At 69.9% G+C, this 26,220-nt stretch carries 25 protein-coding genes and 2 tRNA genes; 10 read left to right on the top strand and 17 right to left on the bottom strand.

Going from position 1 to position 26,220, the window contains the following annotated elements:
• Nucleotides 1-98: 98 nt before the first annotated feature.
• Nucleotides 99-356: a cell division protein CrgA gene (gene crgA, locus ACIRNI_RS04230; protein ID WP_355352097.1), complete on the top strand. Its 258-nt coding sequence runs from the start codon at nucleotides 99-101 to the stop codon at nucleotides 354-356.
• A gap of 244 nt (nucleotides 357-600) precedes the next feature.
• Here crgA and ACIRNI_RS04225 read toward each other — a convergent pair whose 3' ends face one another.
• Together ACIRNI_RS04225 and ACIRNI_RS04220 are read right to left on the bottom strand one after the other, a co-directional pair.
• Nucleotides 601-1,464: a rhomboid family intramembrane serine protease gene (locus ACIRNI_RS04225; RefSeq protein ID WP_403548136.1), complete on the bottom strand. Its 864-nt coding sequence runs from the start codon at nucleotides 1,462-1,464 to the stop codon at nucleotides 601-603.
• Nucleotides 1,465-1,541: 77 nt separating this feature from the next.
• Nucleotides 1,542-2,075 carry a peptidylprolyl isomerase gene (locus tag ACIRNI_RS04220; RefSeq protein WP_403548134.1) on the bottom strand — a complete coding sequence of 178 codons (534 nt, stop codon included), beginning with the start codon at nucleotides 2,073-2,075 and terminating at the stop codon, nucleotides 1,542-1,544.
• 163 nt (nucleotides 2,076-2,238) lie between these two features.
• Between ACIRNI_RS04220 and ACIRNI_RS04215 the strand changes: the two genes are divergently transcribed.
• Entirely contained in the window at nucleotides 2,239-2,931 is a 693-nt protein-coding gene (locus ACIRNI_RS04215; protein ID WP_403548132.1) for a DUF5324 family protein, read from the top strand.
• Between the two features lie 10 nt (nucleotides 2,932-2,941).
• Here ACIRNI_RS04215 and ACIRNI_RS04210 read toward each other — a convergent pair whose 3' ends face one another.
• The 3 genes from ACIRNI_RS04210 to ACIRNI_RS04200 all read right to left on the bottom strand — a co-directional run bounded on the left by ACIRNI_RS04210 (nucleotide 2,942) and on the right by ACIRNI_RS04200 (nucleotide 4,816).
• Nucleotides 2,942-3,277, bottom strand: a complete 336-nt coding sequence (locus ACIRNI_RS04210; protein WP_403548131.1) for a DUF6344 domain-containing protein — start codon at nucleotides 3,275-3,277, stop codon at nucleotides 2,942-2,944.
• A 151-nt stretch (nucleotides 3,278-3,428) separates the two neighbouring features.
• Nucleotides 3,429-4,511 carry an ACR3 family arsenite efflux transporter gene (gene arsB, locus ACIRNI_RS04205; RefSeq protein ID WP_403548129.1) on the bottom strand — a complete coding sequence of 361 codons (1,083 nt, stop codon included), beginning with the start codon at nucleotides 4,509-4,511 and terminating at the stop codon, nucleotides 3,429-3,431.
• On the bottom strand, nucleotides 4,508-4,816 hold the full coding sequence (locus tag ACIRNI_RS04200) for a metalloregulator ArsR/SmtB family transcription factor (RefSeq protein WP_366128215.1): 309 nt from the start codon (nucleotides 4,814-4,816) through the stop codon (nucleotides 4,508-4,510). The genes arsB and ACIRNI_RS04200 overlap by 4 nt, the downstream gene beginning before the upstream one ends.
• A 52-nt stretch (nucleotides 4,817-4,868) precedes the next feature.
• Between ACIRNI_RS04200 and ACIRNI_RS04195 the strand changes: the two genes are divergently transcribed.
• Complete coding sequence (locus ACIRNI_RS04195; RefSeq protein ID WP_403548127.1) at nucleotides 4,869-5,300, top strand: arsenate reductase ArsC; 432 nt, start codon at nucleotides 4,869-4,871, stop codon at nucleotides 5,298-5,300.
• 524 nt (nucleotides 5,301-5,824) lie between these two features.
• Here ACIRNI_RS04195 and ACIRNI_RS04190 read toward each other — a convergent pair.
• Nucleotides 5,825-6,388 carry a GNAT family N-acetyltransferase gene (locus ACIRNI_RS04190; protein ID WP_403548805.1) on the bottom strand — a complete coding sequence of 188 codons (564 nt, stop codon included), beginning with the start codon at nucleotides 6,386-6,388 and terminating at the stop codon, nucleotides 5,825-5,827.
• Between the two features lie 198 nt (nucleotides 6,389-6,586).
• Here ACIRNI_RS04190 and ACIRNI_RS04185 point away from each other — a divergent pair, with 198 nt between their 5' ends.
• From ACIRNI_RS04185 to ACIRNI_RS04165, 5 genes are all read left to right on the top strand, one after another.
• A complete protein-coding gene (locus ACIRNI_RS04185) occupies nucleotides 6,587-6,901 on the top strand; it encodes a hypothetical protein (RefSeq protein WP_355352122.1) in 315 nt (104 codons plus the stop codon).
• Nucleotides 6,902-6,973: 72 nt separating this feature from the next.
• Nucleotides 6,974-7,708 carry a hypothetical protein gene (locus tag ACIRNI_RS04180; protein WP_403548125.1) on the top strand — a complete coding sequence of 245 codons (735 nt, stop codon included), beginning with the start codon at nucleotides 6,974-6,976 and terminating at the stop codon, nucleotides 7,706-7,708.
• Nucleotides 7,701-8,426 carry a hypothetical protein gene (locus ACIRNI_RS04175; RefSeq protein WP_355352128.1) on the top strand — a complete coding sequence of 242 codons (726 nt, stop codon included), beginning with the start codon at nucleotides 7,701-7,703 and terminating at the stop codon, nucleotides 8,424-8,426. The genes ACIRNI_RS04180 and ACIRNI_RS04175 overlap by 8 nt, the downstream gene beginning before the upstream one ends.
• Nucleotides 8,423-10,330 (top strand): carbamoyltransferase C-terminal domain-containing protein, encoded by a 1,908-nt coding sequence (locus tag ACIRNI_RS04170; RefSeq protein WP_403548123.1) that lies wholly within the window; start codon nucleotides 8,423-8,425, stop codon nucleotides 10,328-10,330. The genes ACIRNI_RS04175 and ACIRNI_RS04170 overlap by 4 nt, the downstream gene beginning before the upstream one ends.
• Before the next feature lie 41 nt (nucleotides 10,331-10,371).
• Nucleotides 10,372-11,673, top strand: coding sequence for an MFS transporter (locus ACIRNI_RS04165; RefSeq protein WP_403548121.1), 1,302 nt, complete (start codon nucleotides 10,372-10,374; stop codon nucleotides 11,671-11,673).
• A gap of 55 nt (nucleotides 11,674-11,728) precedes the next feature.
• On the opposite strand, the gene ACIRNI_RS04160 is transcribed toward ACIRNI_RS04165, so the two are convergent.
• Nucleotides 11,729-11,801, bottom strand: a tRNA-Ala gene (locus ACIRNI_RS04160).
• A 150-nt stretch (nucleotides 11,802-11,951) separates the two neighbouring features.
• Between ACIRNI_RS04160 and ACIRNI_RS04155 the strand changes: the two genes are divergently transcribed.
• Nucleotides 11,952-12,500 carry a DNA-binding protein gene (locus ACIRNI_RS04155; RefSeq protein ID WP_355352137.1) on the top strand — a complete coding sequence of 183 codons (549 nt, stop codon included), beginning with the start codon at nucleotides 11,952-11,954 and terminating at the stop codon, nucleotides 12,498-12,500.
• Nucleotides 12,501-12,559: 59 nt separating this feature from the next.
• Nucleotides 12,560-13,762 (top strand): serine/threonine-protein kinase, encoded by a 1,203-nt coding sequence (locus tag ACIRNI_RS04150; RefSeq protein WP_403548119.1) that lies wholly within the window; start codon nucleotides 12,560-12,562, stop codon nucleotides 13,760-13,762.
• Here the strand turns inward: ACIRNI_RS04150 and ACIRNI_RS04145 are convergent, their stop codons facing one another.
• From ACIRNI_RS04145 to dnaN, 10 genes are all read right to left on the bottom strand, one after another.
• A complete protein-coding gene (locus ACIRNI_RS04145; protein WP_403548117.1) occupies nucleotides 13,763-15,088 on the bottom strand; it encodes a hypothetical protein in 1,326 nt (441 codons plus the stop codon).
• A 184-nt stretch (nucleotides 15,089-15,272) separates the two neighbouring features.
• Nucleotides 15,273-15,407 (bottom strand): DLW-39 family protein, encoded by a 135-nt coding sequence (locus ACIRNI_RS04140; RefSeq protein WP_003958712.1) that lies wholly within the window; start codon nucleotides 15,405-15,407, stop codon nucleotides 15,273-15,275.
• A 167-nt stretch (nucleotides 15,408-15,574) separates the two neighbouring features.
• Nucleotides 15,575-15,648 (bottom strand) — tRNA-Ile (locus ACIRNI_RS04135).
• A gap of 93 nt (nucleotides 15,649-15,741) precedes the next feature.
• On the bottom strand, nucleotides 15,742-16,326 hold the full coding sequence (locus tag ACIRNI_RS04130) for a DUF3566 domain-containing protein (protein WP_403548115.1): 585 nt from the start codon (nucleotides 16,324-16,326) through the stop codon (nucleotides 15,742-15,744).
• 3 nt (nucleotides 16,327-16,329) lie between these two features.
• Complete coding sequence (gene gyrA / locus ACIRNI_RS04125) at nucleotides 16,330-18,996, bottom strand: DNA gyrase subunit A (protein WP_403548113.1); 2,667 nt, start codon at nucleotides 18,994-18,996, stop codon at nucleotides 16,330-16,332.
• 41 nt (nucleotides 18,997-19,037) lie between these two features.
• The gene (gyrB, locus tag ACIRNI_RS04120) at nucleotides 19,038-21,110 is read right to left on the bottom strand and encodes a DNA topoisomerase (ATP-hydrolyzing) subunit B (protein WP_403548803.1); all 2,073 of its coding nucleotides are present in this window, start codon (nucleotides 21,108-21,110) and stop codon (nucleotides 19,038-19,040) included.
• 303 nt (nucleotides 21,111-21,413) lie between these two features.
• A complete protein-coding gene (locus tag ACIRNI_RS04115) occupies nucleotides 21,414-22,001 on the bottom strand; it encodes a DUF721 domain-containing protein (protein ID WP_403548111.1) in 588 nt (195 codons plus the stop codon).
• Nucleotides 22,002-22,012: 11 nt separating this feature from the next.
• On the bottom strand, nucleotides 22,013-23,134 hold the full coding sequence (recF, locus tag ACIRNI_RS04110) for a DNA replication/repair protein RecF (RefSeq protein WP_403548109.1): 1,122 nt from the start codon (nucleotides 23,132-23,134) through the stop codon (nucleotides 22,013-22,015).
• 69 nt (nucleotides 23,135-23,203) lie between these two features.
• Nucleotides 23,204-24,082: a phosphogluconate dehydrogenase (NAD(+)-dependent, decarboxylating) gene (gene gnd, locus ACIRNI_RS04105; RefSeq protein WP_403548107.1), complete on the bottom strand. Its 879-nt coding sequence runs from the start codon at nucleotides 24,080-24,082 to the stop codon at nucleotides 23,204-23,206.
• Nucleotides 24,083-24,218: 136 nt separating this feature from the next.
• Entirely contained in the window at nucleotides 24,219-25,349 is a 1,131-nt protein-coding gene (dnaN, locus tag ACIRNI_RS04100) for a DNA polymerase III subunit beta (protein ID WP_355352164.1), read from the bottom strand.
• Nucleotides 25,350-26,220 lie beyond the last annotated feature (871 nt).

Raw genomic sequence — 26,220 nt, 5'->3', positions numbered from 1 at the left:
GCGACGCAGTGGTCCCCCTCGGTCTCAGCCCCGGCGACACCAGCACACGCCACAGTTTCCCTGCGCGGTAACGCAGCGCATCGACAGGAGAGTCCCTCGTGCCGAAGTCACGTATCCGCAAGAAGGCCGACTTCACGCCGCCGCCGGCCGCGAAGCAGGCGACCACCATCAAGCTGACCAACCGCAGCTGGGTGGCGCCGGTGATGCTGGCTCTCTTCGCCATCGGGCTCGCCTGGATCGTCGTCTTCTACGTCACCGACGGCTCGCTGCCCATCAAGTCGCTCACCAACTGGAACATCGTCGTCGGCTTCGGCTTCATCGCCGGTGGCTTCGGCGTCTCCACCCAGTGGAAGTGACGGCCGCCGCTTCGGCTTAGCCGTCAAGCCGTACCCAGAGGTTATCCACAGCGTTGTGCACAGGCCAGTGGAAAAAGGTCAGACGATCTGTGGATAACCTCCATGGTGTTGACGCCGATGTGACTGCGCCCGCCCCTCGCGCCGCCGCGTAAAACCGCAGGTCAGCCGTGAGGGGCACAGGCGTTCCCCACCCGGCGCACAAGATCCGCCACACGCTGTGGACAACGATGGGGAAAGCTTCCGCTCAGCTGAGCGCAAGGGTCCTCAGAACCACGGTCGCGAGCGTCAACACGAGGATCAGCCCGCAGGCCGCCCACTGGGTCACCCTCCGCCGCTCGCGCGGGCCGCCGACCATCCCGTACGCGATCACCGCACCGGCGACCAGGCCGCCGATGTGCGCCTGCCAGGCGATGTTGTCCCAGAAGAAGGTCAGCACCAGGTTCAGTACGAGCAGGGTCATCACCGGCCGCATGTCGTACTTGAGCCGCCGCACGAGCACCACCGTCGCCCCCAGCAGGCCGAAGACCGCGCCGGACGCCCCGAGCGACGGCTGGTTCTGCGCCGCGACGAAGTAGGTGAAGGCGCTGCCCGCGAGCGCGGAGAGCAGATAGAGGGCGAGGTAGCGCACCCGCCCGAGCGCGGCCTCCAAGGGGCCGCCCAGCCACCACACACCGAGCATGTTGAAGCCGATGTGCCAGATCTCCCAGTGCAGGAACGCCGCCGTCAGCAGCCGGTACCACTCGCCGTCCGCGACGCCGACCACCTCGCCGAACTGGGGGACGAACGCCAGCCCGATGAGGTCCAGCCGGTCCAGCAGCTCCGGCTTGGCCCGTACCGCCAGGAACACGGCCAGGTTCACGGCGATGAGGATCTTGGTGATGAGCTGCGGGTCGCCGGCCGTGATCACCCCGCCCGCGACCGTCCGCGGCCGGCTCGCCGAGGGCGCGTGGCCCGTGCCGGACCCGCCCCGCACGCACTCGGGGCACTGGAAGCCGACCGACGCCTCCACCATGCAGTCCGGGCAGATCGGCCGCTCGCAGCGGGTGCACCGGATACCGGTCTCCACGCCCGGGTGGCGATAGCAGCTCGGCGCCTGCGCCTGCTCCATGGGGTTCCCCTCTCAACGCGACGCCCCGTCCATCCTTAGGGACGGACGGGGCGGGGCGAAAAGTGCCCGGTCAGGCCTCAGCTCTTACGGGACTCGATCACGACGGACTCGATGACCACGTCCGTCAGCGGACGGTCGGTGCGCGCGTTGGTCTCGACGCCGACGATGGCGTCCACGACGCGGCGGCTCGCGTCGTCGGCGACCTCGCCGAAGATGGTGTGCTTGCCGGTCAGCCAGACGGTCGGCGAGACGGTGATGAAGAACTGCGAGCCGTTGGTGCCCGGGCCGGCGTTGGCCATGGCCAGCAGGTACGGCTTGTTGAAGGCCAGCTCCGGGTGGAACTCGTCGGCGAACTCGTACCCGGGGCCGCCGGTGCCGTTGCCGAGCGGGTCGCCGCCCTGGATCATGAAGCCGCTGATGACCCGGTGGAAGACCGTGCCGTTGTAGAGCGGGTCCGTGCTCTTCACGCCGGTTTCCGGGTTGGTCCACTCGCGCTCGCCCTTGGCGAGCTCCACGAAGTTCCTGACCGTCTTCGGGGCATGGAACGGCAGGAGCCGGATCGCGATGTCGCCCATGGTGGTCTTGAGGGTGGCGTAAAGCTGCTCGGCCACGGTGCGCCTTCCGTAAGTCTGGTCTGACGTCTGCCGATCCTCCCACGGGAGAAGGCCGATGCCCCGGATGCCCGTACCGCATGCCGACCACGACGGCGGCAGGCATGATTTCAAAAAGGACGGAAAGGCGAATAGCGACCCCGCCACCGAGGAGGAGGATCCCGTGACCCGCAAGGACAGCGTGCGCGCCGCGACCGATTCGGCAATGGACAGCGTGCGGCACGCCGCGGAAGTGGTGGCGCCCTACGCGAGCACGGCGAAGGACTCGGCCGTGCACTACGCGACCGAAGCACGCGTACGGGTCGCGCCGAAGGTCTCGAACGCCGCCCTTCAGGCTCGTACGCAGGCCCGCGCCCAGTACGCCACGATGGTCGCGCCCCACGTGCCGCCGAAGCTCGACCAGGCCGCGCAGCGTGCGATGGTGCAGACCCGCCGGGCCGCTCGCGAGGCGGCGCGGTACACGGCGCCGCGCGTGCAGAAGGCGATGGCCGCGGCCCAGCCCGTAGGGGCGGAGGCGATGAACCGCTCCGCCGCCGCGGCGGCGGCGCTGCGGGGCCAGGTGACGGCCCAGGAGATCCAGCAGCTGATCCGCAAGCACGAGCGCCGGGCGAGGACCGGGCGGATGTTCAAGAAGGTGGCGGCCGTCGGGATGCTGGCGGGTGCCGCGTTCGCCGCGTGGAAGTGGTGGGACAAGCAGGCCAACCCGGACTGGCTGGTGGAGCCGCCGGCCGCGACCGAGGTCTCGGAGGGTCCGCTGATGTCGGTGGACGGCAGTGTGGGGCCGCTGGACCCGGAGGTGGAGGCCAAGCAGGCGGAGAGCGAGTCGTCCGACCGGAACCGCGAGGACCGTCCCTGAACCGGGCTCGTCAGGCCGCGAGGGCCAGGTCCGTCAGGTCGGGCTCGGCGGGGGCGGCAGCCGGCAGATGGCGCACGGAGGGCGACGACCCGTGCGCCTCGGCGCGGATGCGCTGTTTGATCGTGGGCGGCAGGGCCCGGGGCCGTACGGGCCCGGGCGACGCCCCGCGCTGCACCGGTACGAATACGGGCTCGGAGGCGGGGGCGGCCGGGGCCGTCGCCGGCGCCGGTGCCGTCTTGGCCGCGGTGGCGCGGCCGAAGCCCAGGGCGCCGAGGAGCGCGGACAGCAGGGCGATCAGCGGAGAGATGAGCGTCCGGACGTACGACGTGAACCTGACGGCGGCCATGGCCCCTCGCTTTCTTGGGCGATTTGCATACCTTTCTCATGATGTGTATGGGGGTCGAGATCGCGAGTACCGGCGCCGCGCCCCGGCAGATCTTCCGATGAACAGCACTCGTCCGGCGTAACAGAAGTGGCGGCCCGCGAGGGCGGGCCGCTCAGGCGGCCGTGAACCTCCGGCGCCAGGCGAGGGAGACGTACACGAGCGCCACCAGCACCGGGACCTCGATCAGCGGGCCGACGACCCCGGAGAGGGCCTGGCCGGACGTCACGCCGAAGGTGGCGATGGCGACGGCGATGGCCAGCTCGAAGTTGTTGCCGGCGGCGGTGAAGGCGAGCGTCGCGGTGCGGTCGTACGCGAGGCCGATGGCCTTGCCGAGGGCGAAGGTGCCGAACCACATCACCGCGAAGTAGACGAGCAGCGGGAGCGCGATCCGGGCGACGTCCAGCGGCTGCGAGGTGATGGTCCTGCCCTGGAGGGCGAAGAGGATGACGATGGTGAAGAGCAGGCCGTAGAGGGCCCACGGGCCGATCTTCGGCAGGAAGCCGGACTCGTACGACTCCCGGCCGAGCTTCTTCTCGCCGATCCGGCGGGTGAGGAAGCCCGCCAGGAGCGGGACGCCGAGGAAGACGACGACGTTGAGCGCGATCTTCCACATGGAGATGTCGAGCGCCGCGCCATCGCCCAGGCCCAGCCGGCCGGGCAGCAGGTCCAGGTAGAACCAGCCGAGCAGGCCGAAGGCGAGGACCTGGAACACGCTGTTCAGCGCGACGAGGACGGCGGCCGCCTCACGGTCGCCGCAGGCCAGGTCGTTCCAGATGATGACCATGGCGATGCAGCGGGCGAGGCCCACGATGATCAGGCCGGTGCGGTACTCGGGCAGGTCCGGCAGGAAGATCCAGGCGAGGGCGAACATCACCGCGGGGCCCAGGACCCAGTTGATGACCAGCGACGACACCATCAGCTTCTTGTCGCCGGTGACGGCGTCGAGCTTGTCGTACCGGACCTTCGCGAGGACCGGGTACATCATGATCAGCAGACCGACGGCGATCGGCAGCGAGACCCCGCCGATCTCCACCTTCGCGAGGGCGTCGTTCAGGCCCGGAACCAGGCGGCCGAGGCCGAGTCCCAGCGCCATCGCCAGCAGGATCCAGACGGCCAGGAAGCGGTCGAGCGTGGAGAGCTTCGCGACGACGGACGCTTCCTCGGTGGTGGTCGCGGGTGCTTCGGTGCGGGTCACGGACAGGCCCTCTTGTTGTCGGCGGCGGTACGAGCGGTGGCGGCCAGCTCGGCGAACTGGTCGGCGAGTTGTGCGATGACGTCCGGGCGGAGCTTGTAGTACGTGAAGCGGCCGCACGGCTCGGTCTCCACGACCCCGGCCTCGCGCAGCACCCTCAGGTGGTTGGAGAGGTTCGTCTGACGCGCACCGGTCTCCTCCACGAGGTGGGTGGTGCAGAGCGTCTCGCGGGCGAGCAGGGTCACGATCCGGAGCCTCAGCGGGTCGGCCAGGACCCGGATCAGTTCAGTGTCGACTGACGTCATCATGGACTGATACTGTCACATCACTCCTGGCTGACATACCCGAAGAGAGCCCTCGATGGCCGACAAGCCCTCCGTCCTGTTCGTCTGCGTCCACAACGCCGGCCGCTCCCAGATGGCCGCCGCCTGGCTGAACCACCTCGCCGGGGACCGGATCGAGGTCCGCTCCGCCGGGTCCGCCCCGGTCGACGCCGTCAACCCGGCCGCGGTCGAAGCCATGCGCGAGGTCGGCATCGACATGTCCGCCGAGACCCCGAAGATCCTCACCGTCGACGCGGTCAAGGCGTCCGACGTCTGCATCACCATGGGCTGCGGCGACACCTGCCCGGTCTTCCCCGGCAAGCGCTACCTGGACTGGAAGCTGGACGACCCGGCCGGCCAGGGCGTCGACGCCGTACGCCCCATCCGCGACGCGATCAGGAAGCTCGTCGAAGGGCTCATCGAGGAGATCGACGCCAGCCGGAACCAGCCGGCCGGCACGAACGGGTAGAGCAGCCAGCCGAAGCGGGTGGCCGGAGCCAGGCACGTCGCCAGGGCCGGCCCCACGGCCAGGAGGTCCGCCGCCGCGCGGGCGTCACGCGGCGGCCGCCTGAAGAGGCGTACGCCCACCGCCACGGCACCGAGCACCAGCGCTCCGGTCGCGAGCACGAACCCGCCGGGTACGAACGAGGCCACCAGGTGACCGGGCAGGGGGCTCGCCGCTGGGGAGGCCGCTCCGCCCCTCCCCGGTGGGAAGAGGACGAGCTGCTCCACGAACGCGGCGGGGTGCGCCGCCACCACGGGCGCCGCGGTGCCCCACAGCCGATGGGTCCCGAGCGCCGTCACCAGGGCGAGGAGCCCGGAGAACGCCCGCGCACACCACCCATAACGCGGCCTCCCAGCGCGGTCCCGGGACGGTCGACCGGTCTGCCCTCATGCGTACGCCTCCTCGGGTCGGAAGCGAACGACTCTGCGGGCGAAGGGGGGCGAGGTCGTCACACGGGGTCGCATCCTTCGGGTCACCCCGAGTACTACTCACCCCGAGGAACGTTCCCGCGGGTCGAAGTCGGCCCAGAGCACCTCGGAGTCGTGGACCTCGCCGGTCGGCTTCATGCCCAGGGCGCTCGCGATGCCTGCCGACGCCCCGTGACCGGGGTGTACGTGGGCCACGAAGCCGGCCACCCCCTGGGTACGCAGCCACAGGACCATCGTGGAGGCCCCCTCCTTGCCGTAACCGGCGCCCTGGAAGGCGTGGCCGACGACCCAGGCGAGCTCGGCTTCGACACGGTCGGGGGAGGGTCCGAGGCCGTCGGGGGAGGGCCGGTACAGCGTCGCCTGGACCGTTCCGATCAGCTGCCCGTCGATCCTCCTCCTCAGCATCCAATTCAGCCAACCCTGCCGCCCGTCGGGCGAATGCCCTACGGCCTGCCGCCGATAGCGCCGCTCCAGTTCCTCCCGTGTGGGGGGAGTGCCGCCGATCCACGTGTGCAAACGCTCGTCGCCGAGAATTTCCGCAGCCTCTTCGGCATGCGTGATCGCCAGGGGTTCCAATAGCACACGCGGCCCCTGGAGCGGAGCGGCGGCCGGCCATAAATTCATTTCGGACATGGATGGATCTTAACTCCCGGCGACAAGGGCCCGCACCCGGCCACGGTCCGATGATTATCCAGCGCGGGACCTCTGGGAGAAACGGGTTCGACCCGGTAGCTTGTTTGACCGTTGTAGCGAGCAAGGACAGCGAGCAAGGAAACCGAGCGAGCAACCCGGGCGTGATCCGCCCGAAAAGGAGGTAAAAGGATGGCGAACGAAACGGAAGTCACCACCCCGAACCCCGATCTTCTGCTCGACGCCGAATTGGACGCGGCAGCACTGGAAGCCGCGCTGCCCACGCTGGCCGAAAAGCTCGGCATTCTCTCCGCGGAGCTCACCGCGGACGAGCGTGCCGTACTCAGCTCCATCGTGACCTCGGCCAGCATGCACCTGCAGGAGCTGCAGAAGGGCAACGAAGAGGCCCTGTTCATCTTCGCCAAGCCGATCTCGGCGGCCGCCACCCCGGAGATCCGGAACCGCCTTATCGACCTTCCCGGAGAGCTCGGGTTCGTCGGGGACTGATCTCTCGTCAGGATAGGCGCTGATCGCACGTACGGACAGTCATCACACGGGAGAAGGTCAGGGGATCCGAATATGGCATCTGCGGAGGAAGCTTCGGCGTTGGTGCAGCGGTTGTCTCAGCTGTCGACGGATCTGACCGCCGCGGAACGGGAGAACCTGAAATTCCTCCTGAGCATGGCCGCGGGCGGTGTGCTCAGCGGCCATGCTCAACACATTCCGGAAGACTTGCGGAAGAGCGCCCTCGGAGCCACGCAGCATTCGCTGCCGAAACTCATAGCCGGGGCGCGGGAGAAATTCCCCACCGGTGTGGTGTTCCACGGCCGGGGGCCTTTCCTGACCGATGAGGAACGCGAAGCGCTCGACCGGGAATCGCGCTCCTGCCGCCCCCGGGCCGAACGCTTTCTCGACCACTACGTGGCCTCCGGCGCCCCCGTGGCCAGGGACATCTCCCTCTCCGGGCCCATCCGCGCGTTCCTCACCGAGAGCGTCGGTCCCATCGCACCGACGCGCCGCGCGAACTACCTGTATTACGACGAGCCCGGGCTCGGCATCGACCCGCACGTCGACAAGGACGAGTTCTCGCTCAACATCCTCACCATGCTCGAACACCGGTCGAGCGGCCCGCAGCGGTCCGAGCTCATCCTCCATCCGCCCGGCCGGGAAGCGATGCGCTTCCACCTCCAGCCGGGTGAGTCCCTGGTCTTCTTCGCGGACAGCGTCACGCACCAGCGCACCAGGACCGTCGCGGACGAGGCGATCCGCCTGGTGTCCTTCGGCTACCGCACGCTTGGGGGAACACATGAGTGACACGTCGACCATGGGCCGACGCCTCGCCGGCCTGCACGAGCGGCTCACGCCCGCCGAGCAGGCGAACCTGAAGCTGATCCTGGGCCTGTCCGCCGGACGCCTGGTGGCGGCGACCGAGGCCGAGGCGGCACCGGGCCGCGCCGCGGTGACCGACGCGCTGGAGATGCTCTGCCCCTACGACGTACCGGACCCGCGCGGGGTGCAGTACCGGGGACGCCCCGCCTTCCTCACCGACGAGCTGCTGGCCTCCCTGATCGAGGAGTCCGACCACGTCGGCAGGACCGCGGTGCCCTACGACGAGCACTACCTCGGCTACGGCGGCCCCCTCGCGAGCCGCGTGGCGACCAGCCGGGAACTGGCCGACCTGGTGGCCACGGTCGTACCGAAGGCGGTGGCGACCGGCGTGGCGAGCTACCTCTACTACCGCGACGCCGGCCAGGGCATCATCCCGCACATCGACACCGACATCTTCTCGCTGAACGTGCTGATGATGCTCGCGCACGACATCCCCGAGGGGACGCCGGAGCCTTCCGCGCTGCACATGCACTACGCGGACGGCAGCAAGGAGCGCTTCCAGCTGGAGCCCGGCGAGGTCGTCATCTTCCTGGCCGGGACGCAGGCGCACAGCCGCACGCCGATCCGGCAGGACGAGCGGGTCTCCATCCTCACGTTCGGCTTCATGCCCGAAGGCGCCCCGCTGGAGAACTACAAGCAATGACCGTCGCCCTCGGAATCCACTGCGGACACGAGTCGTCCTGCGCCGTCGTCCGGGACGGCGTCCTGCTGGCCGCGATCCAGCAGGAGCGGGTCACCCGGCGCAAGTACGACGGCCAAGAGGCGCTGACCAACAGGCTCCCGGTGCGCGAGGTACTGGCCGCGGCCGGCCTGGCTCTGGAGGACGTCGACGTCGTCGTCAGCTCCTTCCAGGCCGCGGGGCCGTCCGGCGTCGGCCTGCAACGCCCCCTGGTGTCGCCCTCCTTCGACCTCTTCGACCCGTTCGACGCCCGCCACCACGTGGTCTCCCACCACCTGGCGCACGCGGCGTCCGCCCTGTACGCGTCCGGCTTCGCGGAAGCGGCGGTGCTGGTCTCGGACAGTGCCGGCACCTCGTCAAGGGACGGCGCGGACTTCCACGTCCCGTTCGGGGAGTTCTTCCGCACGTACTACAGCGACGCGCCGACCGGCCCGGTCTCGCGGATCCTCACCGAGATGCGCTCCCTGTACGCCTTCCGGCAGGGCCGGTTCGAGCTGCTGGAGCGGGCGTTCAGCGAACCGCACAACCAGCCGGACGTCTTCGTCCAGAGCGAAGCGAGCCTCTACGACAACGTCGCCCGGTTCCTCTTCCGCAAGGAGCACGCCCACGGCCAGCTGATGGCGCTGGCCGCCCTGCCCTTCGAGGGGCCCGCCCGGCTGACCGCCGACGACATCGTCACCCCGGGTCCGCAGCCCCGACCGCGCAACGGCTGGCAGATCCTGGAAGCGGCCACCGACATCACCCGGAACGCCGACGTCGCGCACGCGGTGCAGGAGGCCTTCAACCGGCTCATCGTCGCCCATGCCGCACGCGCCGTCGCCCTCAGCGGGTTACCGGACCTGTGCTGCGCGGGCGGCGTCTTCCTGAACCTGTCGGGCAACACCGCCATCGGCGCGCTGCCGCAGGTCCGCAACCTGTACGTGCCGTCCTGCCCGCACGACGCGGGCATCTCCGTCGGCGCCGCCTACCTCGGCTGGGCACAGGCCTCGGCGCGCGCGTCGCGCACGCCGCGACCCGTCTCCCCGCGGAAGGTCACCTCCGACTTCCTGGGGCGCGCCGCCGAACCGATCACGCCGCGGGAGGCGCGGCACCAGGGGTACGCCGTCGCCGCGACGGCGGATCTGAGCCGCCGGGCCGCCGAGGTACTGCTGGACGGGGCGGTCGTGGTCCGGTACGCGGGCCGGGCGGAGTTCGGTCCGCGGGCGCTCGGGAACAGGTCGATCCTGTGCCACCCGGTCGCCTGCCGCAACGCCAAGGCGAAGCTGAACGGGATCAAGAAGCGGCAGCCGTGGCGTCCGGTCGCCCCCATGGTGCGGATCGAGGACCTGGACACGTACTTCATCGGGCCGGGCGAAGCGCCGTTCATGAACTACGACTTCGAGGTGCGCGGAGAACACCGCGCCGTGCTGAAGGAGATCGTCCACGACGACGGCTCGGCACGGGTCCAGACGGTCACGGCCGACGACAACCCCGCGATCCACGCCCTCCTCACCCACATCGCCGCGATGGGGCGGATCCCGGTCCTGGTCAACACGTCCCTCAACGGCCCCGCCCAGCCCATCATCGAGTCCGCGCCGGACGTGCTGGCCTTCGCCCGGCACGCGGACATCGGGTTCGTCCTGACCGAGGACGGCCTGTACGCCTCGCCCACACCGCGGAAGATCCCCGTCCGCCGCCCGGACGCCACCGTGATGGCGGTCTTCGGGGCGGGCAGCACCACCCGCTACGTACTGAGCAACGGCGGCGCCCACGTCACGGTCGGCCGCGACCTCTTCGTATCCCTGCTGGAGCAGGAGTACGTACTGACCGACGGCACGGCCGCCGACGTCGCCGAGGCCCTGCGCACCGGCGTCCTGACGGAAGCATAGGAACCCGACCGTCCGAGAACCCGAGAAGAGCCCGAGAACGGATGACGTCCACCACCAAACCGCTCAGAGGGAGCGACTCGCTGGCGGTGTCCCTGCCAGTGGCGAACTTCCTCTCGTTCTTCGCCATCGCCGCCGTCGAGTTCTCGGTGCCGTTCGTCGCCGTGGACACCCTCGGCGCCAACGCGACGATCGTCGCCCTGCTCGGCATCTGCCGCTTCGCGCCGCAGGTGCTGCTCGCCGCTCCGGCCGCCCGGCTGGTCGAGCGGTTCGACCAGCGAGCCGTGATGATCGGCTCGGAGCTGCTGCGCGTGGCCGCCTTCGCCCTGGCGGCACTCGGCCTCGCCTTCGCGCCCGGTGTGGCGCTCGGCGTCTTCTGCCTGGCCAACATCTCCCTGGCCTGCGGCTCCATTCTGACCGCGATCTCCACCCAGGTACTGATCCCGCGGACCTTCACCGACGAAGCCCTGCCGAAGATCTACTCCCGCCTCGGCATGGCCGAGTCGTCCGCCGACGCCGCGGCGCCCTTCCTGACCGGCCTGGCCCTGGCCACCTTCGGCCTGGCCTCCACGTACGGCACGGCGGCGGCGCTGGCGCTGGCCGCCTGCGGGCTGCTGCTGGGCATCCCGCGCGTACGGGTGCCGAGCAGCACGCCGGAAGACCCGAAAGACCCGGCGGACCCGGCCCCGGCAGAAGGCGCCGGAGGCCCGCCCGCTGCTCCCCGGAAGAGCACGCTGCGCGGCGGCCTGGCCGTCAACTTCCGCACCCCCGCGCTGCGGACCGTCACCGTCTGGTCCCTCTCGTACAACTTCGGGCAGTGCGTCATCGAGGCCGTCCTGCTGATCACGCTGCTCGACACGACGCCCCTGTCCGCGGCGACCTACGGCGTCATCCGCAGCTGCTCCGTCCTGTTCGCCGTCCTCGGCTCCTACCTCGCCGAACGCCTCCCGCGAGCGCTCCGCAGCGGTTGGGGCACCTCACTGTTCGGCTGCGGTGCCGTCGGCGCCTACACGGTGATCGGGCTCGGGGCGTACCTCGGCGGCACCAGGGGACTGCTGCTGGTGCTCCTGGGATTCGTCATCGACGAGTTCTGCTCGGGCGTCGTCCTGGTCCGGGTCCAGACCTTCCGCGCCCGTGCCATCACCGACGCGGAACGCCCCATGGCCACCGCCTCCTACCGCGCGGCGAACCTCACCGCGGTCCCCCTCGGGCTCGCCGTCGGCGGCATCGCCGGCGTCCTGATGAGCTCCGCGACGCTGCTGCTGGCCATCGGCCTCCTCATGGTCGTCCCGGCCGCCCTGATCTGGTCCCGCCCGGTCCGGGAGTCGGAGCCTGTCGCGGCGTGAGCACGAAAACACCCCCCTGACAGCGTTTCCGCAGGTCAGGGGGGTGCATAAGGTGTGGAGCCTAGGGGAGTCGAACCCCTGACATCTGCCATGCAAAGACAGCGCTCTACCAACTGAGCTAAGGCCCCGCGCCGGCCGACGAGTGGCCGGTGCCGCAGACCAGAGTACCGGGTGCCGGGGGGTGTACCGCAAAAGGATTGGGACTCCCCCGGAACGACCACTCTCCGTAAGATGCTGGGCAGGTTCGCAGCCGCGAACCACAGCGATGGGGAGACGCAATGGACACAGCACAGCAGGAAGCGACCGCGAGAGCCAGAGAGCTCCAGCGCAGTTGGTATGGGGAGCCATTGGGGGCGCTCTTCCGTCGGCTCATCGACGATCTGGGCCTCAACCAGGCACGTCTCGCGGCGGTGCTCGGGCTGTCGGCCCCCATGCTCTCCCAGCTGATGAGCGGTCAGCGCGCCAAGATCGGCAATCCTGCCGTGGTGCAGCGCGTCCAGGCCCTCCAGGAGCTGGCGAGCCAGGTCGCCGACGGCAGCGTGAGCGCCGCCGAGGCCACCGACCGGATGGACGAGATCAAGAAGTCCCAGGGAGGCTCGGTGCTCACCGGATCCAGCCAGACGACCGCCAGCTCGGGGGCGCCGACGGTCAAGCGCGTGGTCCGGGAGATCCAGTCGCTGCTGCGCTCGGTCTCGGCGGCCGGCGACATCATCGATGCGGCCGACTCGCTCGCACCGACCCACCCGGAGCTGGCAGAGTTCCTCCGGGTGTACGGCGCGGGGCGCACCGCGGACGCGGTCGCCCACTACGAGTCGCACCAGAGCTGACAGCGGGCCGGGCAGAGGCAAGCGGCCGGAAGCGGACGGACGGGGAGCGGCGCAGCGCGATGGGTGAGGTCTTCGCGGGTCGGTACGAGTTGATCGACCCGATCGGGCGTGGTGGTGTGGGCGCCGTCTGGCGTGCCTGGGACCACCGCCGGCGCCGTTACGTCGCGGCCAAGGTGCTCCAGCAGAGCGACGCGCACACGCTGCTGCGCTTCGTCCGCGAACAGGCGCTGAGGATCGACCACCCGCACGTCCTCGCCCCGGCCAGCTGGGCCGCGGACGACGACAAGGTGCTGTTCACCATGGACCTGGTGAGCGGCGGGTCGCTGGCCCATGTCATCGGGGACTACGGGCCGTTGCCGCCCCGTTTCGTCTGCACCCTGCTCGATCAGCTGTTGTCCGGACTGGCCGCGGTGCACGCGGAGGGGGTCGTGCACCGCGACATCAAGCCGGCCAACATCCTGCTGGAGGCGACCGGGACCGGGCGGCCGCATCTGCGGCTGTCCGACTTCGGCATCTCCATGCGCAAGGGCGAGCCCCGGCTGACCGAGACGAACTACGTGGTCGGCACGCCGGGTTACTTCGCGCCCGAGCAGCTGATGGGCGCGGAGCCCGACTTCCCGGCCGACCTGTTCGCGGTCGGCCTGGTCGCCCTGTACCTGCTGCAGGGTCAGAAGCCGGACTCGCAGGCCCTGGTGGAGTACTTCACCGCGTACGGCACGCCCGGCGCCCCGCAGGGCATCCCGGAGGCGCTGTGGCAGGTCCTGGCGGGCCTGCTCCAGCCCGATCCGCAAGCGCGTTTCCGTACGGCGACGGGGGCGCGCAAGGCGCTGTCGGCGGCGGTCGAGCTGCTGCCCGAAGCCGACGGCACCGAGGAGCCCGTCGAGGTCTTCGACCAACTCGGTCCGCTCCCGGCCGGTTTCGGCCCGGAGGGCCCCGTCACGGCCGCTCCGGAACCAGTGCCGGCCCCTGCGCCGGTGCCCGCGCCCGAAGCCGTCCCGGTGCCGCCCGTACCCGTGGCCACGCCCGCGCCCGTGACGGCCCCTGCGTACGCGCCACCCGCGCCGCCCGCGCCGTCCGAGACGGGGAGCTTCCACCTGGCCCCGCCGTCCCAGGCCACGCCGACGCACCCGTACACCGCCGCGGCGCCCGCCCCGAGCCCCGCGCCGAAGCGCCCCGGCCCGCCGGCGAAGGTGGCGGTTTTGGTGCTGCTGACCGCGCTGCTCTGTTTCGCGGTCGGCATCTGGGCGCTGACCCAGGTCTGATCAGCCGGTGGGGGCGGCGCGCCGGCGCGCCAGCAGCGTCCACACCCCGAGGCCGAGCAGCAGTACGGTCCCGCTGCCGATCCCGGCCGCCGCGACGACCTTCATCGTGTCGCTGCGCTCCGCCTCCGAGCCGCTCTGCCCGCTGGCCGCCTGCTCCTTGTCGTCCTGCGTGACGGCGAAGATCCCGGCCGGCCCGTCGTACGCGGGCGCCGGCCGTGCCTCCCCCCGGACGTTGACGCGCAGCGTCAGCCCGTACGGCTTCTTCCCGAACTCCTCGCCCACCTCCGGGCTGAGGCTGACGCGCAGGTAGTACCAGCCCGCGAACCGCATGTCCTCGAACTTGGCGCTGGAGTCGAAGCGGTTCTCGTACCGCACCGGCGGCAGCGGGTCGAGCGCCGCCGCCTTCTGCTTGCCGTCGTACGAGACCGAGTCGGCGCTGCCGACCACGCCCTGCATGGGGTTGAACAGCGTCATGGAGAGCGCGTTGCCGACGTAGCCCTGGCCCGCCGAACTACCGAGGTCGGCGCTGCCGAGGTCCGCGCTGGCGAAGATTTGCTGGCCCCAGTCCACCGGCACCCGGTAGAAGCGCGACTGGCCGGGCTCGATGCGGTCGGTCCACTCGCCCTGGGTGAGGCCGGTCGCGTCGAAGAAGCCGGCGCCGCCGGGCCGTTCGCGCGGGCCGCCGGCCGGGGGCGGGGGCGAGGCGCTGGGCCAGGCCGACGGCGCGGCGGTCGGGCCGACCTCCTTCACCTTGGGCTCGATCTGGTGCCGGATCTCCAGCTCCCAGGGCTTGGGCGAAGCGGCCGCCTCCTTGTCGTCGGACGCGGAACGCTCGATGACGACATAGTACGAGTCGGCCTTCTGGCAGGAGGTGCGGTCCTTCTCGATGGTCCGGTGCGCGTAGGCGGCGAGCGGGCGCGGGAACTCGGCGGAGCCGAACTTGCTGTCGTTGGAGCTGCACTCGTAGCCGTCGCGGTCCTGGAGCGACACCTCCAGGCCGTCGGCGAAGGCGACCTTGGTCCCCGGCTCGGGGACGGCCACGGCGGAGACGTACGCGTCCCGCTCCGCGTCGAGGTCGATCCGGTAGACCAGCTTCTCACCGCGGTCGATGCTGTCCCGGTACGTCGCGCCGGCGGTCAGCCGCGGGGCCTCACTGGTGCTGGCGGCACCCTTCGTCCGCTGGGCCCCCTCGGCGAAGGTGTACGGCGCCGGCTGCCCGGCCGCGCGCGCCTGGCCGGCCGTCCATGTCTGCGCGCCCAGCACCACCACGGCGCTCATCGCCACCGCCCCGGCCACCGCCTTGCCGCCGCCCCGCCGCCTCGTCACGCTCTTCCCCTCCGTACGCGTACCAGCTCAGCTCCGAGCGGGGACCATCCTGCCCCGCCCGTCCGCGCGCTGTCTGCCGCACCCCACTCGCTTTGCAACAGCAAGCAAAATATTCGCTAACGAAAACAGCACAAGGCCCCGACCGCTTCAGCGGCCGGGGCCCGTACGCAGACTGCGTGTCGTCTCACACACCGGAACCTGCGGGCACGGAGTCGGTCGCCTCCGTCCACAGGTCCTGCTCGGCGCGATCCGCCTGGATCTGGCGGTACACGAGGAGCCCGCCGATGGCGGCCAGTGCGACCAGGAGAAGCTTCTTCACCGCGCGACCTCGTCTTTCGTTGACGTGGGAATCCTTATGGCGCCCGACTATACACACCGGTCGAGACCATACGGTGACCTACGTCCGCCGGAAAAGGCGTCGAAAGTGCGGCGGGAAAAGCGATCGGCCCGGTCGGATTTCTCCGACCGGGCCGATCACCGTCACTGTGGGGCTAACAGGATTTGAACCTGTGGCCTCATCCTTATCAGGGATGCGCTCTAACCAACTGAGCTATAGCCCCTCCGCGTCGGGCTCGCCGCCCGCGCTGACCTCTGAAGATTAGCGCACGGAGCGGCGAGTTCCCAAATCCGCACCCGCCCGTCGACGGTCCCGCTCACTCGTCCTCGGCGAGGGTGAGCTCCACACCCCCCACGAAGCCCGCGGAGAGGTTGTAGATGAAGGCGCCCAGCGTCGCCAGCGCCGTGGCCAGCACCACGTCGATGACCGCGATCACCGACGTGAAGACGAGCACGCGCGGCAGCGAGAGGAAGGCCTGGAGGTCGAAGCCGTTGCTCTCGTTGGAGCCGGTGGCCTCGCTGATCGTGCCGCCGACGGTCGAGAAGACGCCCATCGCGTCCATGACCATCCACAGCACCGCGGCCGCGACCACCGTGCAGATGCCCAGCGCGATGGAGAGCAGGAAGCTCACCTTCATCACCGACCACGGGTCGGCCTTGGCCACCCGCAGCCTCGCCTTGCGCGTCCGCGGCACGGTCTTCGCCCCGGGACGCTGCTGCGCCGTGGCGTACGCCTGCGGCGGCTGGTACGGCTGCGCGGCCTGCTTCGGGTCGACGGACCGCTCGCCGGGCAGTGGACCCTTGTCGTACGTGGTCACCGAAACCCCCTGGGAGTCCGTGGCAGGGCCACGGGCACCGTTCGCTCCGGAAGCGGCCGATCCGGCGCCCGTGGCTCCACTCACGCTTTACTCCTCGCACTCCCCGGCCGGCGGCTCCGTACCCCCGGCGGCCTCGGCCGTCGCTTCGATGCCTGCGGCAGCACCCTCGGTCACGTCGGCACCTTCGGCGCCTTCCGCGCCTTCGGTCCCGTCGATCACGTCGGTCCCGTCGACCTCTTCGGCCTCGCGACCCGCCTCGGCGTTACGTGCGATACCGACGACGGCATCGCGCTTGCCCAGATTGATCAGTTGGACGCCCATGGTGTCACGGCCCGTCTCCCTGACTTCATTGACTCGCGTACGAATCACACCACCGGACAACGTGATGGCGAGGATCTCGTCCGTCTCCTCGACCACCAGCGCGCCGACGAGCGAACCGCGGTCCTCCACGATCTTGGCAGCCTTGATGCCGAGGCCGCCACGTCCCTGGACGCGGTACTCGTCGACACGGGTCCGCTTCGCGTACCCGCCGTCCGTCGCGGTGAACACGAACGTACCCGGCCGGACCACGTTCATCGACAGCAGCTCGTCGCCCTCGCGGAAGCTCATGCCCTTCACGCCGGAGGTGGCGCGCCCCATCGGGCGCAGCGCCTCGTCCGTCGCGGTGAACCGGATCGACTGCGCCTTCTTGGAGATCAGCAGCAGGTCGTCCTCGGCCGACACCAGCTCCGCGCCGATCAGCTCGTCGTCACGGCCGTCCTCCGTCTCGCGGAGGTTGATCGCGATGACGCCACCCGAGCGCGGGGAGTCGTAGTCCTTCAGCGGGGTCTTCTTCACCAGGCCGCCCTTGGTGGCGAGCACCAGGTACGGCGCGGCCTCGTAATCGCGGATCGCGAGGATCTCGGCGATCTGCTCGTCCGGCTGGAAGGCCAGCAGGTTCGCGACGTGCTGACCGCGCGCGTCACGGCCGGCGTCGGGGAGCTCGTACGCCTTGGCGCGGTAGACGCGGCCCTTGTTGGTGAAGAAGAGCAGCCAGTGGTGCGTGGTGGAGACGAAGAAGTGGTCGACGATGTCGTCTTCCTTCAGCTTCGTGCCGCGCACACCCTTGCCGCCGCGCTTCTGCGAGCGGTAGTCGTCCGTCTTCGTCCGCTTGACGTAGCCGCCGCGGGTGATCGTGACGACGATGTCCTCCTCGGCGATCAGGTCCTCCATGGACATGTCGCCGTCGAAGGGCACGAGCTTGGAGCGGCGGTCGTCGCCGTACTTCTCGACGAGCGCGGCCAGCTCCTCGCTGACGATCTGACGCTGGCGTGCCTCGGAGGCCAGGATCTGGTTGTACTCGTTGATCTTGGCCTGGAGCTCGTCGTGCTCCTGGATGATCTTCTGGCGCTCCAGGGCGGCGAGGCGGCGCAGCTGCATCTCGAGGATGGCGTTGGCCTGGATCTCGTCGATGTCGAGCAGGCCCATCAGGCCCTCGCGCGCGACCTCGACGGTGTCGCTGCGCCGGATCAGCGCGATGACCTCGTCGATCGCGTCGAGCGCCTTGAGCAGACCGCGCAGGATGTGCGCCCGCTCCTCCGCCTTGCGCAGGCGGAAGCGCGTACGCCGGACGATGACCTCGATCTGGTGCGTCACCCAGTGGCGGATGAACGCGTCGAGCGAGAGCGTGCGCGGCACACCGTCGACGAGCGCCAGCATGTTGGCGCCGAAGTTCGTCTGGAGGTCGGTGTGCTTGTAGAGGTTGTTGAGGACGACCTTGGCGACCGCGTCCCGCTTGAGGACGATGACCAGCCGCTGGCCGGTGCGCGACGAGGTCTCGTCGCGGACGTCGGCGATGCCGCCGATCTTGCCGTCCTTGACGAGGTCGGCGATCTTCTGCGCGAGGTTGTCGGGGTTGACCTGGTACGGCAGCTCCGTGACCACCAGGCACTGGCGGTTCTGGATCTCCTCGACCTCGACGACCGCGCGCATGGTGATGGAGCCGCGCCCGGTGCGGTACGCCTCCTCGATGCCCTTGCGGCCGACGACGAGCGCGCCGGACGGGAAGTCCGGGCCCTTGATGCGCTCGATGAGCGCGTCGAGGAGCTCCTCGTGCGTGGCCTCGGGGTGCTCCAGCGCCCACTGGGCACCGGCGGCGACCTCGCGCAGGTTGTGCGGCGGGATGTTGGTCGCCATGCCGACCGCGATGCCCGCGGACCCGTTCACCAGCAGGTTCGGGAAGCGCGCCGGCAGGACCGTGGGCTCCTGGTTGCGGCCGTCGTAGTTGTCCTGGAAGTCGACGGTCTCCTCGTCGATGTCCCGGAGCATCTCCATGGCCAGCGGCATCATCTTGCACTCGGTGTACCGCATGGCGGCGGCCGGGTCGTTGCCCGGGGAACCGAAGTTGCCGTTGGAGTCCACGAGCGGCATGCGCATCGACCACGGCTGGGCCAGGCGGACCAGGGCGTCGTAGATCGAGGTGTCACCGTGCGGGTGGTACGTACCCATGACGTCACCGACGACGCGGGCGCACTTGTAGAAGCCCTTCTCGGGCCGGTAACCCCCGTCGTACATCGCGTACAGCACGCGGCGGTGGACGGGCTTGAGGCCGTCCCGTACATCGGGCAGCGCGCGGGACACGATGACGGACATCGCGTAGTCCAGGTAGGAGCGCTGCATCTCCGTCTCGAGCCCGACAGGCTCGACACGCAGGCCCACACCAGGAACGGCGGGCTCCTCTTCGGGCATCACCACGGGGGTGTTCTCGTCGGCCATTGCTGGTCTTCAGTCCTTTCGTACGGTCAGCTGAGACCGACTCAGATGTCGAGGAAGCGGACGTCCTTGGCGTTGCGCTGGATGAACGAGCGCCGCGCCTCCACGTCCTCGCCCATCAGCACCGAGAACAGGTCGTCGGCCTGGGCCGCGTCGTCCAGCGTGACCTGGCCGAGCACCCGGTGGTCCTGGTCCATGGTGGTGATGCGCAGCTCCTCGGCGTTCATCTCGCCCAGACCCTTGAAGCGCTGGATGGAGTCCTCGCGGATGCGCTTGCCGTTCTGCTTGCCGAGCTCCACGAGCGCGTCGCGCTCACGGTCCGAGTACGCGTACTCGAAGTCGTCCCGGCCCCACTTGATCTTGTACAGCGGCGGGCGGGAGAGGTAGACGTGCCCCGCCTCCACCAGCGGCCGCATGAAGCGGAAGAGGAAGGTCAGCAGCAGGGTGTTGATGTGCTGGCCGTCGACGTCGGCGTCCGCCATCAGGATGATCTTGTGATAGCGGAGCTTCTCGATGTCGAAGTCCTCGTGCACACCGGTGCCGAAGGCCGAGATCAGCGCCTGGACCTCGGTGTTCTGCAGGATCTTGTCGATCCGGGCCTTCTCGACGTTCAGGATCTTGCCGCGGATGGGCAGGATGGCCTGGTACTCCGGGTTGCGGCCGGACTTCGCCGAGCCGCCGGCGGAGTCACCCTCGACGATGAAGATCTCGCACTTGGTCGGGTCGTTCGACTGGCAGTCGGACAGCTTGCCCGGCAGGGACGCCGACTCCAGCAGGCCCTTGCGCCGCGTCAGGTCGCGCGCCTTGCGGGCGGCGACGCGGGCGGTGGCGGCCTGGATGGACTTGCGGATGATGTCCGCGGCCTCGTTGGGGTTGCGGTCGAACCAGTCCGTCAGGTGCTCGTTGACGACCTTCTGCACGAAGGTCTTCGCCTCGGTGTTGCCCAGCTTGGTCTTGGTCTGGCCCTCGAACTGCGGCTCGCCGAGCTTGACGGAGATGATCGCCGTCAGACCCTCGCGGATGTCCTCACCGGTGAGGTTGTCGTCCTTCTCGCGCAGCAGCTTCTTGTCGCGCGCGTAACGGTTCACCAGACCGGTCAGCGCGGCGCGGAAGCCCTCTTCGTGCGTACCGCCCTCGTGCGTGTGGATGGTGTTCGCGAAGGAGTACACGCCCTCGGTGTACTGCGAGTTCCACTGCATGGCGATCTCGACCGAGAGCATGCGCTCCTTGTCCTCGGACTCCACCGAGATCACGGTCGGGTGGATCAGCTCGCCCTTGCGCGAGTTCAGGTACTTCACGAAGTCGACGATGCCGCCCTCGTAGTAGTACGAGACCGTCCGCGCGGGCGCCTCCTCGACCGACTCGGCGGCGTCCGGGTCGTCGGCGTTCATCGTCGCCTTGGCCGACTCCCGCTCGTCGGTCAGCGAGATCCGCAGGCCCTTGTTGAGGAACGCCATCTCCTGGAAGCGGCGCGAAAGCGTCTCGAAGGAGTACTCGGTCGTCTCGAAGACGTCCGGGTCGGCCCAGAACGTCACCGACGTCCCGGACTCCTCGACCGCCTCGTGCTTGGCCAGCGGGGCGGTGGGCACGCCCAGCTTGTAGTCCTGGGTCCAGCGGAACCCGTCCCGCTTGATCTCCACGGAGACCCTGCTGGACAGCGCGTTCACGACGGACACACCCACGCCGTGCAGACCACCGGAGACGGCGTACCCGCCGCCGCCGAACTTGCCGCCCGCGTGCAGCACGGTGAGCACGACCTCGACGGCCGGCTTCTTCTCGACGGGGTGGATGTCGACGGGGATACCGCGCCCGTTGTCCACGACCTTGACGCCACCGTCCGCGAGGATGGTGACGTCGATGGTGTCCGCGTGCCCGGCCAGGGCCTCGTCGACGGAGTTGTCGACCACCTCGTACACCAGGTGGTGCAGTCCACGCTCGCCGGTCGACCCGATGTACATGCCGGGTCGCTTGCGGACCGCGTCCAGACCCTCGAGGACGGTGATCGCGCTGGCGTCGTACGACGACGAGGATGGCGTCGTCGCGCCGGCAGCAGTGGACGGAATGTTCTCGTTGGGGTTGCCGGAATCGGCCACGAAGCGCCCTTTCTGGCACAGCACAAGCCGTCTCTCCGGGTATCCGGGAGCGGCTGCGTCATTCGACATGTTCCGCAGTGGGCGGGATTACTTACCAGTGTACCGGTGACGCCGACACTCATGGGGGTTTGCCGGTACCTGAGTACGCATGTGCCGCCCTGAACCGGCGCCCACCTACTCCCCATATCCGGGAAGGGGCTCCAAGAGGCTCACGCCGCCACTCAGCGCTTCGACCTGTCAACCTCCAGCGACGGTGACGGGGACCTCACTCCTCGCGTTCGCCGTCGCGTCCGCCGGCGCCTCCGTCGCGGGGGTCACGGGGCCCGGTCAGCCGTATGTGTCCCCCGGCCCCACACTCCCCGGCGCCCGCAGCGGCCCGTACCCCCGCCGCGGCCCGCCGGGCCCGAGCACCTTGATCATCCGCACGGTGCCCTGCCCCAGGTCCTCGTTCAACCGCGCCACCAGCCGCGGCGCCAGCAGCCGCAGCTGCGTGGCCCACGCCGTGGAGTCGCACTGCACCGTGAGCACCCGCTCCTCCGGGTCCTCGTCGTACCGCAGCGGTACGCAGTGCTTCGCCAGGTCCTCGCCCACGATCTGCGGCCACCGGCCCATCACGCCGCCGACCGCCGCCGGGGTCTCCCACCCGCGCTCGGTGATGAGCCGGTTGATCGCGGCGCCGAGCGGCAGCGGATCACGCCCATCCGCCCGCGCACCGGAGCGCAGACCGCCGCCCCTGCGCGCCTGCTTCTTCTGCTGCGCCGCCGCGCCCCGCGCCCTCGCCTGTTCCTTCGCCGCACGCAGCGCGACCCGCGCGAGGTCGACACCCGACGGCTCCGGCACGGAGGGCCCGGGCAGGGAAGGACCGGGCAGGTTCGCCCCCGGCAGATTGGTCCCCGGCAGGGAAGGGCCGGGCATCGAAGGTCCCGTCACAGCCGTTCCACCGTCCCCTCCGACACCGCATACCGCACACCCGCCAGCACCCCCGGCACGTCGTCGTCGACCGCCGCCGTCACCAGCACCTGCTCCCCCGGAGCGACCAGCTCCGCCAGCCGCTCGCGCCGCCGCGCGTCCAGCTCCGCGAAGACGTCGTCGAGGACGAGCACCGGCTCGTTGCCCTCTCCGCGCAGCAGGTCGTACGACGCCAGCCGCAGGGACAGGGCGTACGACCAGGACTCGCCGTGGCTGGCGTACCCCTTCGCGGGCAGCTCGCCAAGTTTGAGTACCAAGTCGTCACGGTGGGGTCCCACCAGCGTGACGCCCCGCTCGATCTCCTGCTTGCGCACCTCGGCCAGCGCCGCGAGGAGCCCCTCGAACAGCGCCTCCCGCCCGTGCACGCCGGCGGCGACCGGCCCCCGGTACTCCAGCGACACGGGGCCGCCGCCCGGAGCGAGCTGCTCGTACGCCTTGTCGGCCAGCGGCTGCAGCGTCGCCACCAGGTCGAGCCGCTGCGCCAGCAGCTCCGCACCCGTACGCGCCAGGTGCTGGTCCCACACGTCCAGCGTGGACAGGTCCATGGAGCGCCCGCCGTGCCGCCGCGCCATGGCCGCCGACTTCAGCAGGGTGTTGCGCTGCTTGAGCACCCGGTCGTAGTCGGAGCGCACCCCGGCCATGCGCGGCGAGCGCGCGGTGATCAGTTCGTCGAGGAAGCGCCGCCGCTCTCCCGGATCACCCTTGACGAGCGCCAGGTCCTCCGGCGCGAAGAGCACGGTCCGTACGATCCCCAGCACATCGCGCGGCCTGACCTGCGAGGACCGGTTGATCCGGGCGCGGTTGGCCCGCCCCGGGTTGAGCTCCAGCTCGACCAGCTGGGACCGCTCGCCCTGCCGGACCGCCGCGCGGATGACGGCGCGCTCGGCCCCCATCCGTACCAGGGGAGCGTCGGACGAGACGCGGTGGCTGCCGAGCGTGGCGAGATAGCCCACCGCCTCGACGAGGTTGGTCTTGCCCTGGCCGTTCGCGCCCACGAAGACGCCGACGCCCGGATCGAGCGGGACCTCGACCCGGGCGTACGAGCGGAAGTCGGCCAGCGACAGATGCGTGACGTGCATGGTGTGCGCCGACCTTCCCCCGGCATGCCGTGCACACCGAGGTGTGCACAGCCTGTGGATGCCTCTGTGCTAGTTCTTCTTCTCGACCGCGTGGCCACCGAACTGGTTGCGCAGCGCGGCGATCATCTTCATCTGCGGCGAGTCGTCCTGCCGGGACGCGAACCGCGCGAACAGCGACGCCGTGATCGCGGGCAGCGGCACCGCGTTGTCGATGGCCGCCTCGACCGTCCACCGGCCCTCGCCGGAGTCCTGGGCGTAGCCGCGCAGCTTCTCCAGGTGCTCGTCCTCGTCCAGGGCGTTGACCGCGAGGTCGAGCAGCCAGGAGCGGATGACGGTGCCCTGCTGCCAGGAGCGGAAGACCTCGCGCACGTCCGTGACGGAGTCGACGGCCTCCAGCAGCTCCCAGCCCTCGGCGTAGGCCTGCATCATGGCGTACTCGATGCCGTTGTGGACCATCTTCGCGAAGTGGCCGGCACCGACCTTGCCCGCGTGGACGGACCCGAACTCGCCCTCCGGCTTGAGCGCGTCGAAGATCGGCTGGACCTTCGCCACGTCCTCGGCGTCGCCGCCGTACATCAGCGCGTAGCCGTTCTCCAGGCCCCAGACGCCGCCGGAGACGCCGCAGTCGACGAAGCCGATGCCCTTGGCGGCCAGCTCCTCGGCGTGCTTCTCGTCGTCCGTCCAGCGGGAGTTGCCACCGTCGACGACGACGTCGCCGGGCGAGAGCAGCTCCGCGAGCTGGTCGATCGTGGACTGCGTCGCGGCGCCGGCGGGGACCATGACCCAGACGACGCGGGGGCCCTTGAGCTTGCTCACAAGCTCCTCGAGGCTGTGGACATCGGCGAGGTCCGGGTTGCGGTCGTACCCGATGACGGTGTGACCGGCGCGGCGGATGCGCTCGCGCATGTTGCCGCCCATCTTGCCGAGACCGACGAGACCGAGCTCCATCAGACATTCCTCAATCGTTTGTGTGCCGAGTTCGTACCCGCGTCCGAGACTACGCCCGGACGCGGGCGCACACCTGTGGGGTCGGGCGCTCACTCGGCCGCTCGGCCGAGGGCCCCCGCCCCCCGGTTCGACGCGCTCAGCCGCTCAGGCGCACCGGCATGATCAGGTACTTGTACGCCTCGTCCGCCTCGGCGTCGACGGCCGGCTTGCCGCTCAGCAGCGCGGGCTTGGTCGACGTCGTGAAGGACAGCTGGGCGACCGGGGAGTCGATCGCGCTCAGGCCGTCCAGCAGGAAGGTCGGGTTGAAGGCGATCGAGATGTCGTCGCCCTCCAGCTGCGCGTCGACGCGCTCCACAGCCTGTGCGTCGTCGCTGGAACCGGCCTCCAGGATGAGGACGCCCTGCTCGAAGGTGAGCCGGACCGGCGTGTTCCGCTCGGCGACGAGGGCCACACGCTTGACGGCCTCGACGAACGGCGCGGTCTCGATCACCGCGACCGAGTTGAACTCCGTCGGGAAGAGCGTGCGGTACTTCGGCAGGTCGCCCTCGAGGAGACGGGTGGTGGTCCGCCGGCCGGCGCCCTCGAAGCCGATCAGGCCCTCGCCCTTGCCGGAGCCCGACAGCGCCAGCGTGACGGTGTCGCCGCTGGTCAGCGACTTGGCGGTGTCCAGCAGCGTCTTGGCGGGCACCAGGGCGACCGCGGAGGCGTCCGGCGACTCCGGCTTCCACAGGAACTCGCGGACGGCGAAGCGGTAGCGGTCGGTGGACGCCAGCGTGACCGTGTCGCCCTCGATCTCGATCCGTACGCCGGTGAGGACGGGCAGCGTGTCGTCGCGGCCCGCGGCGATGGCGACCTGGGCGGCGGCGGAGGCGAAGACCTCGCCGGGGACGGTGCCGGTCGCGGACGGCATCTCCGGCAGCGCCGGGTACTCCTCCACAGGGAGGGTGTGGAGGGTGAAGCGGGACGAGCCGCAGACCACGGTCGCCCGTACACCGTCTGTGGAAATCTCCACCGGGCGGTTGGGGAGGGCGCGGCAGATGTCGGCGAGCAGACGGCCGGAGACCAGGACGGTGCCGTCCTCCTCCACCTCGGCCTCGACGGAGACTCGCGCGGAGACCTCGTAGTCGAAGCTGGAGAAGCTGAGCGCACCGTCCTCGGCCTTCAGGAGAAGGCCCGCGAGTACGGGCGCCGGCGGACGGGCCGGGAGGCTGCGGGCCACCCAGGCCACCGCCTCCGCGAGTACATCGCGCTCCACCCGGATCTTCACCGGAACCGCCTCCTGCTGTTGCTGGCTCTTCGTCGACTGCGAGAACCAGTCTGACGCACGCCGCGGACAGTCGGTGCGGCTCGGGGTCAAGTCGAGCCAAGAGGCGCTTGGGGCTTCGGTGCCGAGTTGTGCACAGGGCCTTCTTCGAAGCGAATTCCCCGGTAACTCTTAGTGGGAGTAGTAGTAGGGCCTGTGGAAACCGTGGATAACGTCGTCCACGCAGGTCAGGCCGCGTTTTTTGTCCACCGCCCCTGTGGGCGGCGCCCGTGGACAACCGGGGCTTTCTGTGGACGCGCGGAAGTTGTGCACACGCGATGCACAGCCCACGCCGGGTTCTCCCCAGCGCTGTCCCCAGTTTTACCCCGCTTCCCCACAGCCCAATCCGGCATCTTCGTGTGACCGCTTTCACTCCGGCCGGTGAGCTCGGGTGTTGCGTTGCCGAACAGTGGACAGCGGTGTGGAGAAGCTGTGGACCATGGACCACAGCCTGTGGGCCGACGGTGGACAACCGAGCCGGCCCCCTGTGGACGAACTCTTCGTCCACAGGCTGTGGAGAGCGGTCGACCACAATTCCACAACCCGCTGACCTGGGGTGACGCGATACCAACAGGCTCGCCTGTGGACGCAGTCTGGACAACTCGGCAGTCCCCACCCTGTGGATCGAAGATCTCCCCCGAATCTGTGGAGAAGGGGCTCGGCGCCGCAGGTATTCGAACAGCGACGGGTCCGCGGAGGGCGCGGGCATGACGAAGGGCGCCCCCGAGAGGTGTCCCGGGAGCGCCCTGGAAGGCTTCGGAAGCCGGTGGAAGGCTCTTGGAAGGCTCTTGGAAGCCCTTGAAAGCCTTGGGAAGCAGCCGGTCGCCGCCGGCCG

It is taken from the genome of Streptomyces sp. NPDC093546, assembly GCF_044765045.1.
GTDB lineage: Bacteria > Actinomycetota > Actinomycetes > Streptomycetales > Streptomycetaceae > Streptomyces.
The sequence above is the reverse complement of the archived record's forward strand: the minus strand, read 5'-3'. Positions and strand labels throughout refer to the sequence as shown.

Coding starts and splice junctions, on each gene's coding strand:
- ACIRNI_RS04170 (WP_403548123.1), top strand. CDS start 8,423: ATGACCGTCGCCCTCGGAATCCACTGCGGACACGAGTCGTCCTGCGCC.
- ACIRNI_RS04210 (WP_403548131.1), bottom strand. CDS start 3,277: ATGGCCGCCGTCAGGTTCACGTCGTACGTCCGGACGCTCATCTCTCCG.
- ACIRNI_RS04150 (WP_403548119.1), top strand. CDS start 12,560: ATGGGTGAGGTCTTCGCGGGTCGGTACGAGTTGATCGACCCGATCGGG.
- ACIRNI_RS04190 (WP_403548805.1), bottom strand. CDS start 6,388: ATGAATTTATGGCCGGCCGCCGCTCCGCTCCAGGGGCCGCGTGTGCTA.
- ACIRNI_RS04115 (WP_403548111.1), bottom strand. CDS start 22,001: ATGCCCGGCCCTTCCCTGCCGGGGACCAATCTGCCGGGGGCGAACCTG.
- ACIRNI_RS04200 (WP_366128215.1), bottom strand. CDS start 4,816: ATGATGACGTCAGTCGACACTGAACTGATCCGGGTCCTGGCCGACCCG.
- ACIRNI_RS04185 (WP_355352122.1), top strand. CDS start 6,587: ATGGCGAACGAAACGGAAGTCACCACCCCGAACCCCGATCTTCTGCTC.
- ACIRNI_RS04175 (WP_355352128.1), top strand. CDS start 7,701: ATGAGTGACACGTCGACCATGGGCCGACGCCTCGCCGGCCTGCACGAG.
- recF (WP_403548109.1), bottom strand. CDS start 23,134: ATGCACGTCACGCATCTGTCGCTGGCCGACTTCCGCTCGTACGCCCGG.
- gnd (WP_403548107.1), bottom strand. CDS start 24,082: ATGGAGCTCGGTCTCGTCGGTCTCGGCAAGATGGGCGGCAACATGCGC.
- ACIRNI_RS04165 (WP_403548121.1), top strand. CDS start 10,372: ATGACGTCCACCACCAAACCGCTCAGAGGGAGCGACTCGCTGGCGGTG.
- gyrA (WP_403548113.1), bottom strand. CDS start 18,996: ATGGCCGACGAGAACACCCCCGTGGTGATGCCCGAAGAGGAGCCCGCC.
- ACIRNI_RS04195 (WP_403548127.1), top strand. CDS start 4,869: ATGGCCGACAAGCCCTCCGTCCTGTTCGTCTGCGTCCACAACGCCGGC.
- ACIRNI_RS04180 (WP_403548125.1), top strand. CDS start 6,974: ATGGCATCTGCGGAGGAAGCTTCGGCGTTGGTGCAGCGGTTGTCTCAG.
- ACIRNI_RS04155 (WP_355352137.1), top strand. CDS start 11,952: ATGGACACAGCACAGCAGGAAGCGACCGCGAGAGCCAGAGAGCTCCAG.
- ACIRNI_RS04225 (WP_403548136.1), bottom strand. CDS start 1,464: ATGGAGCAGGCGCAGGCGCCGAGCTGCTATCGCCACCCGGGCGTGGAG.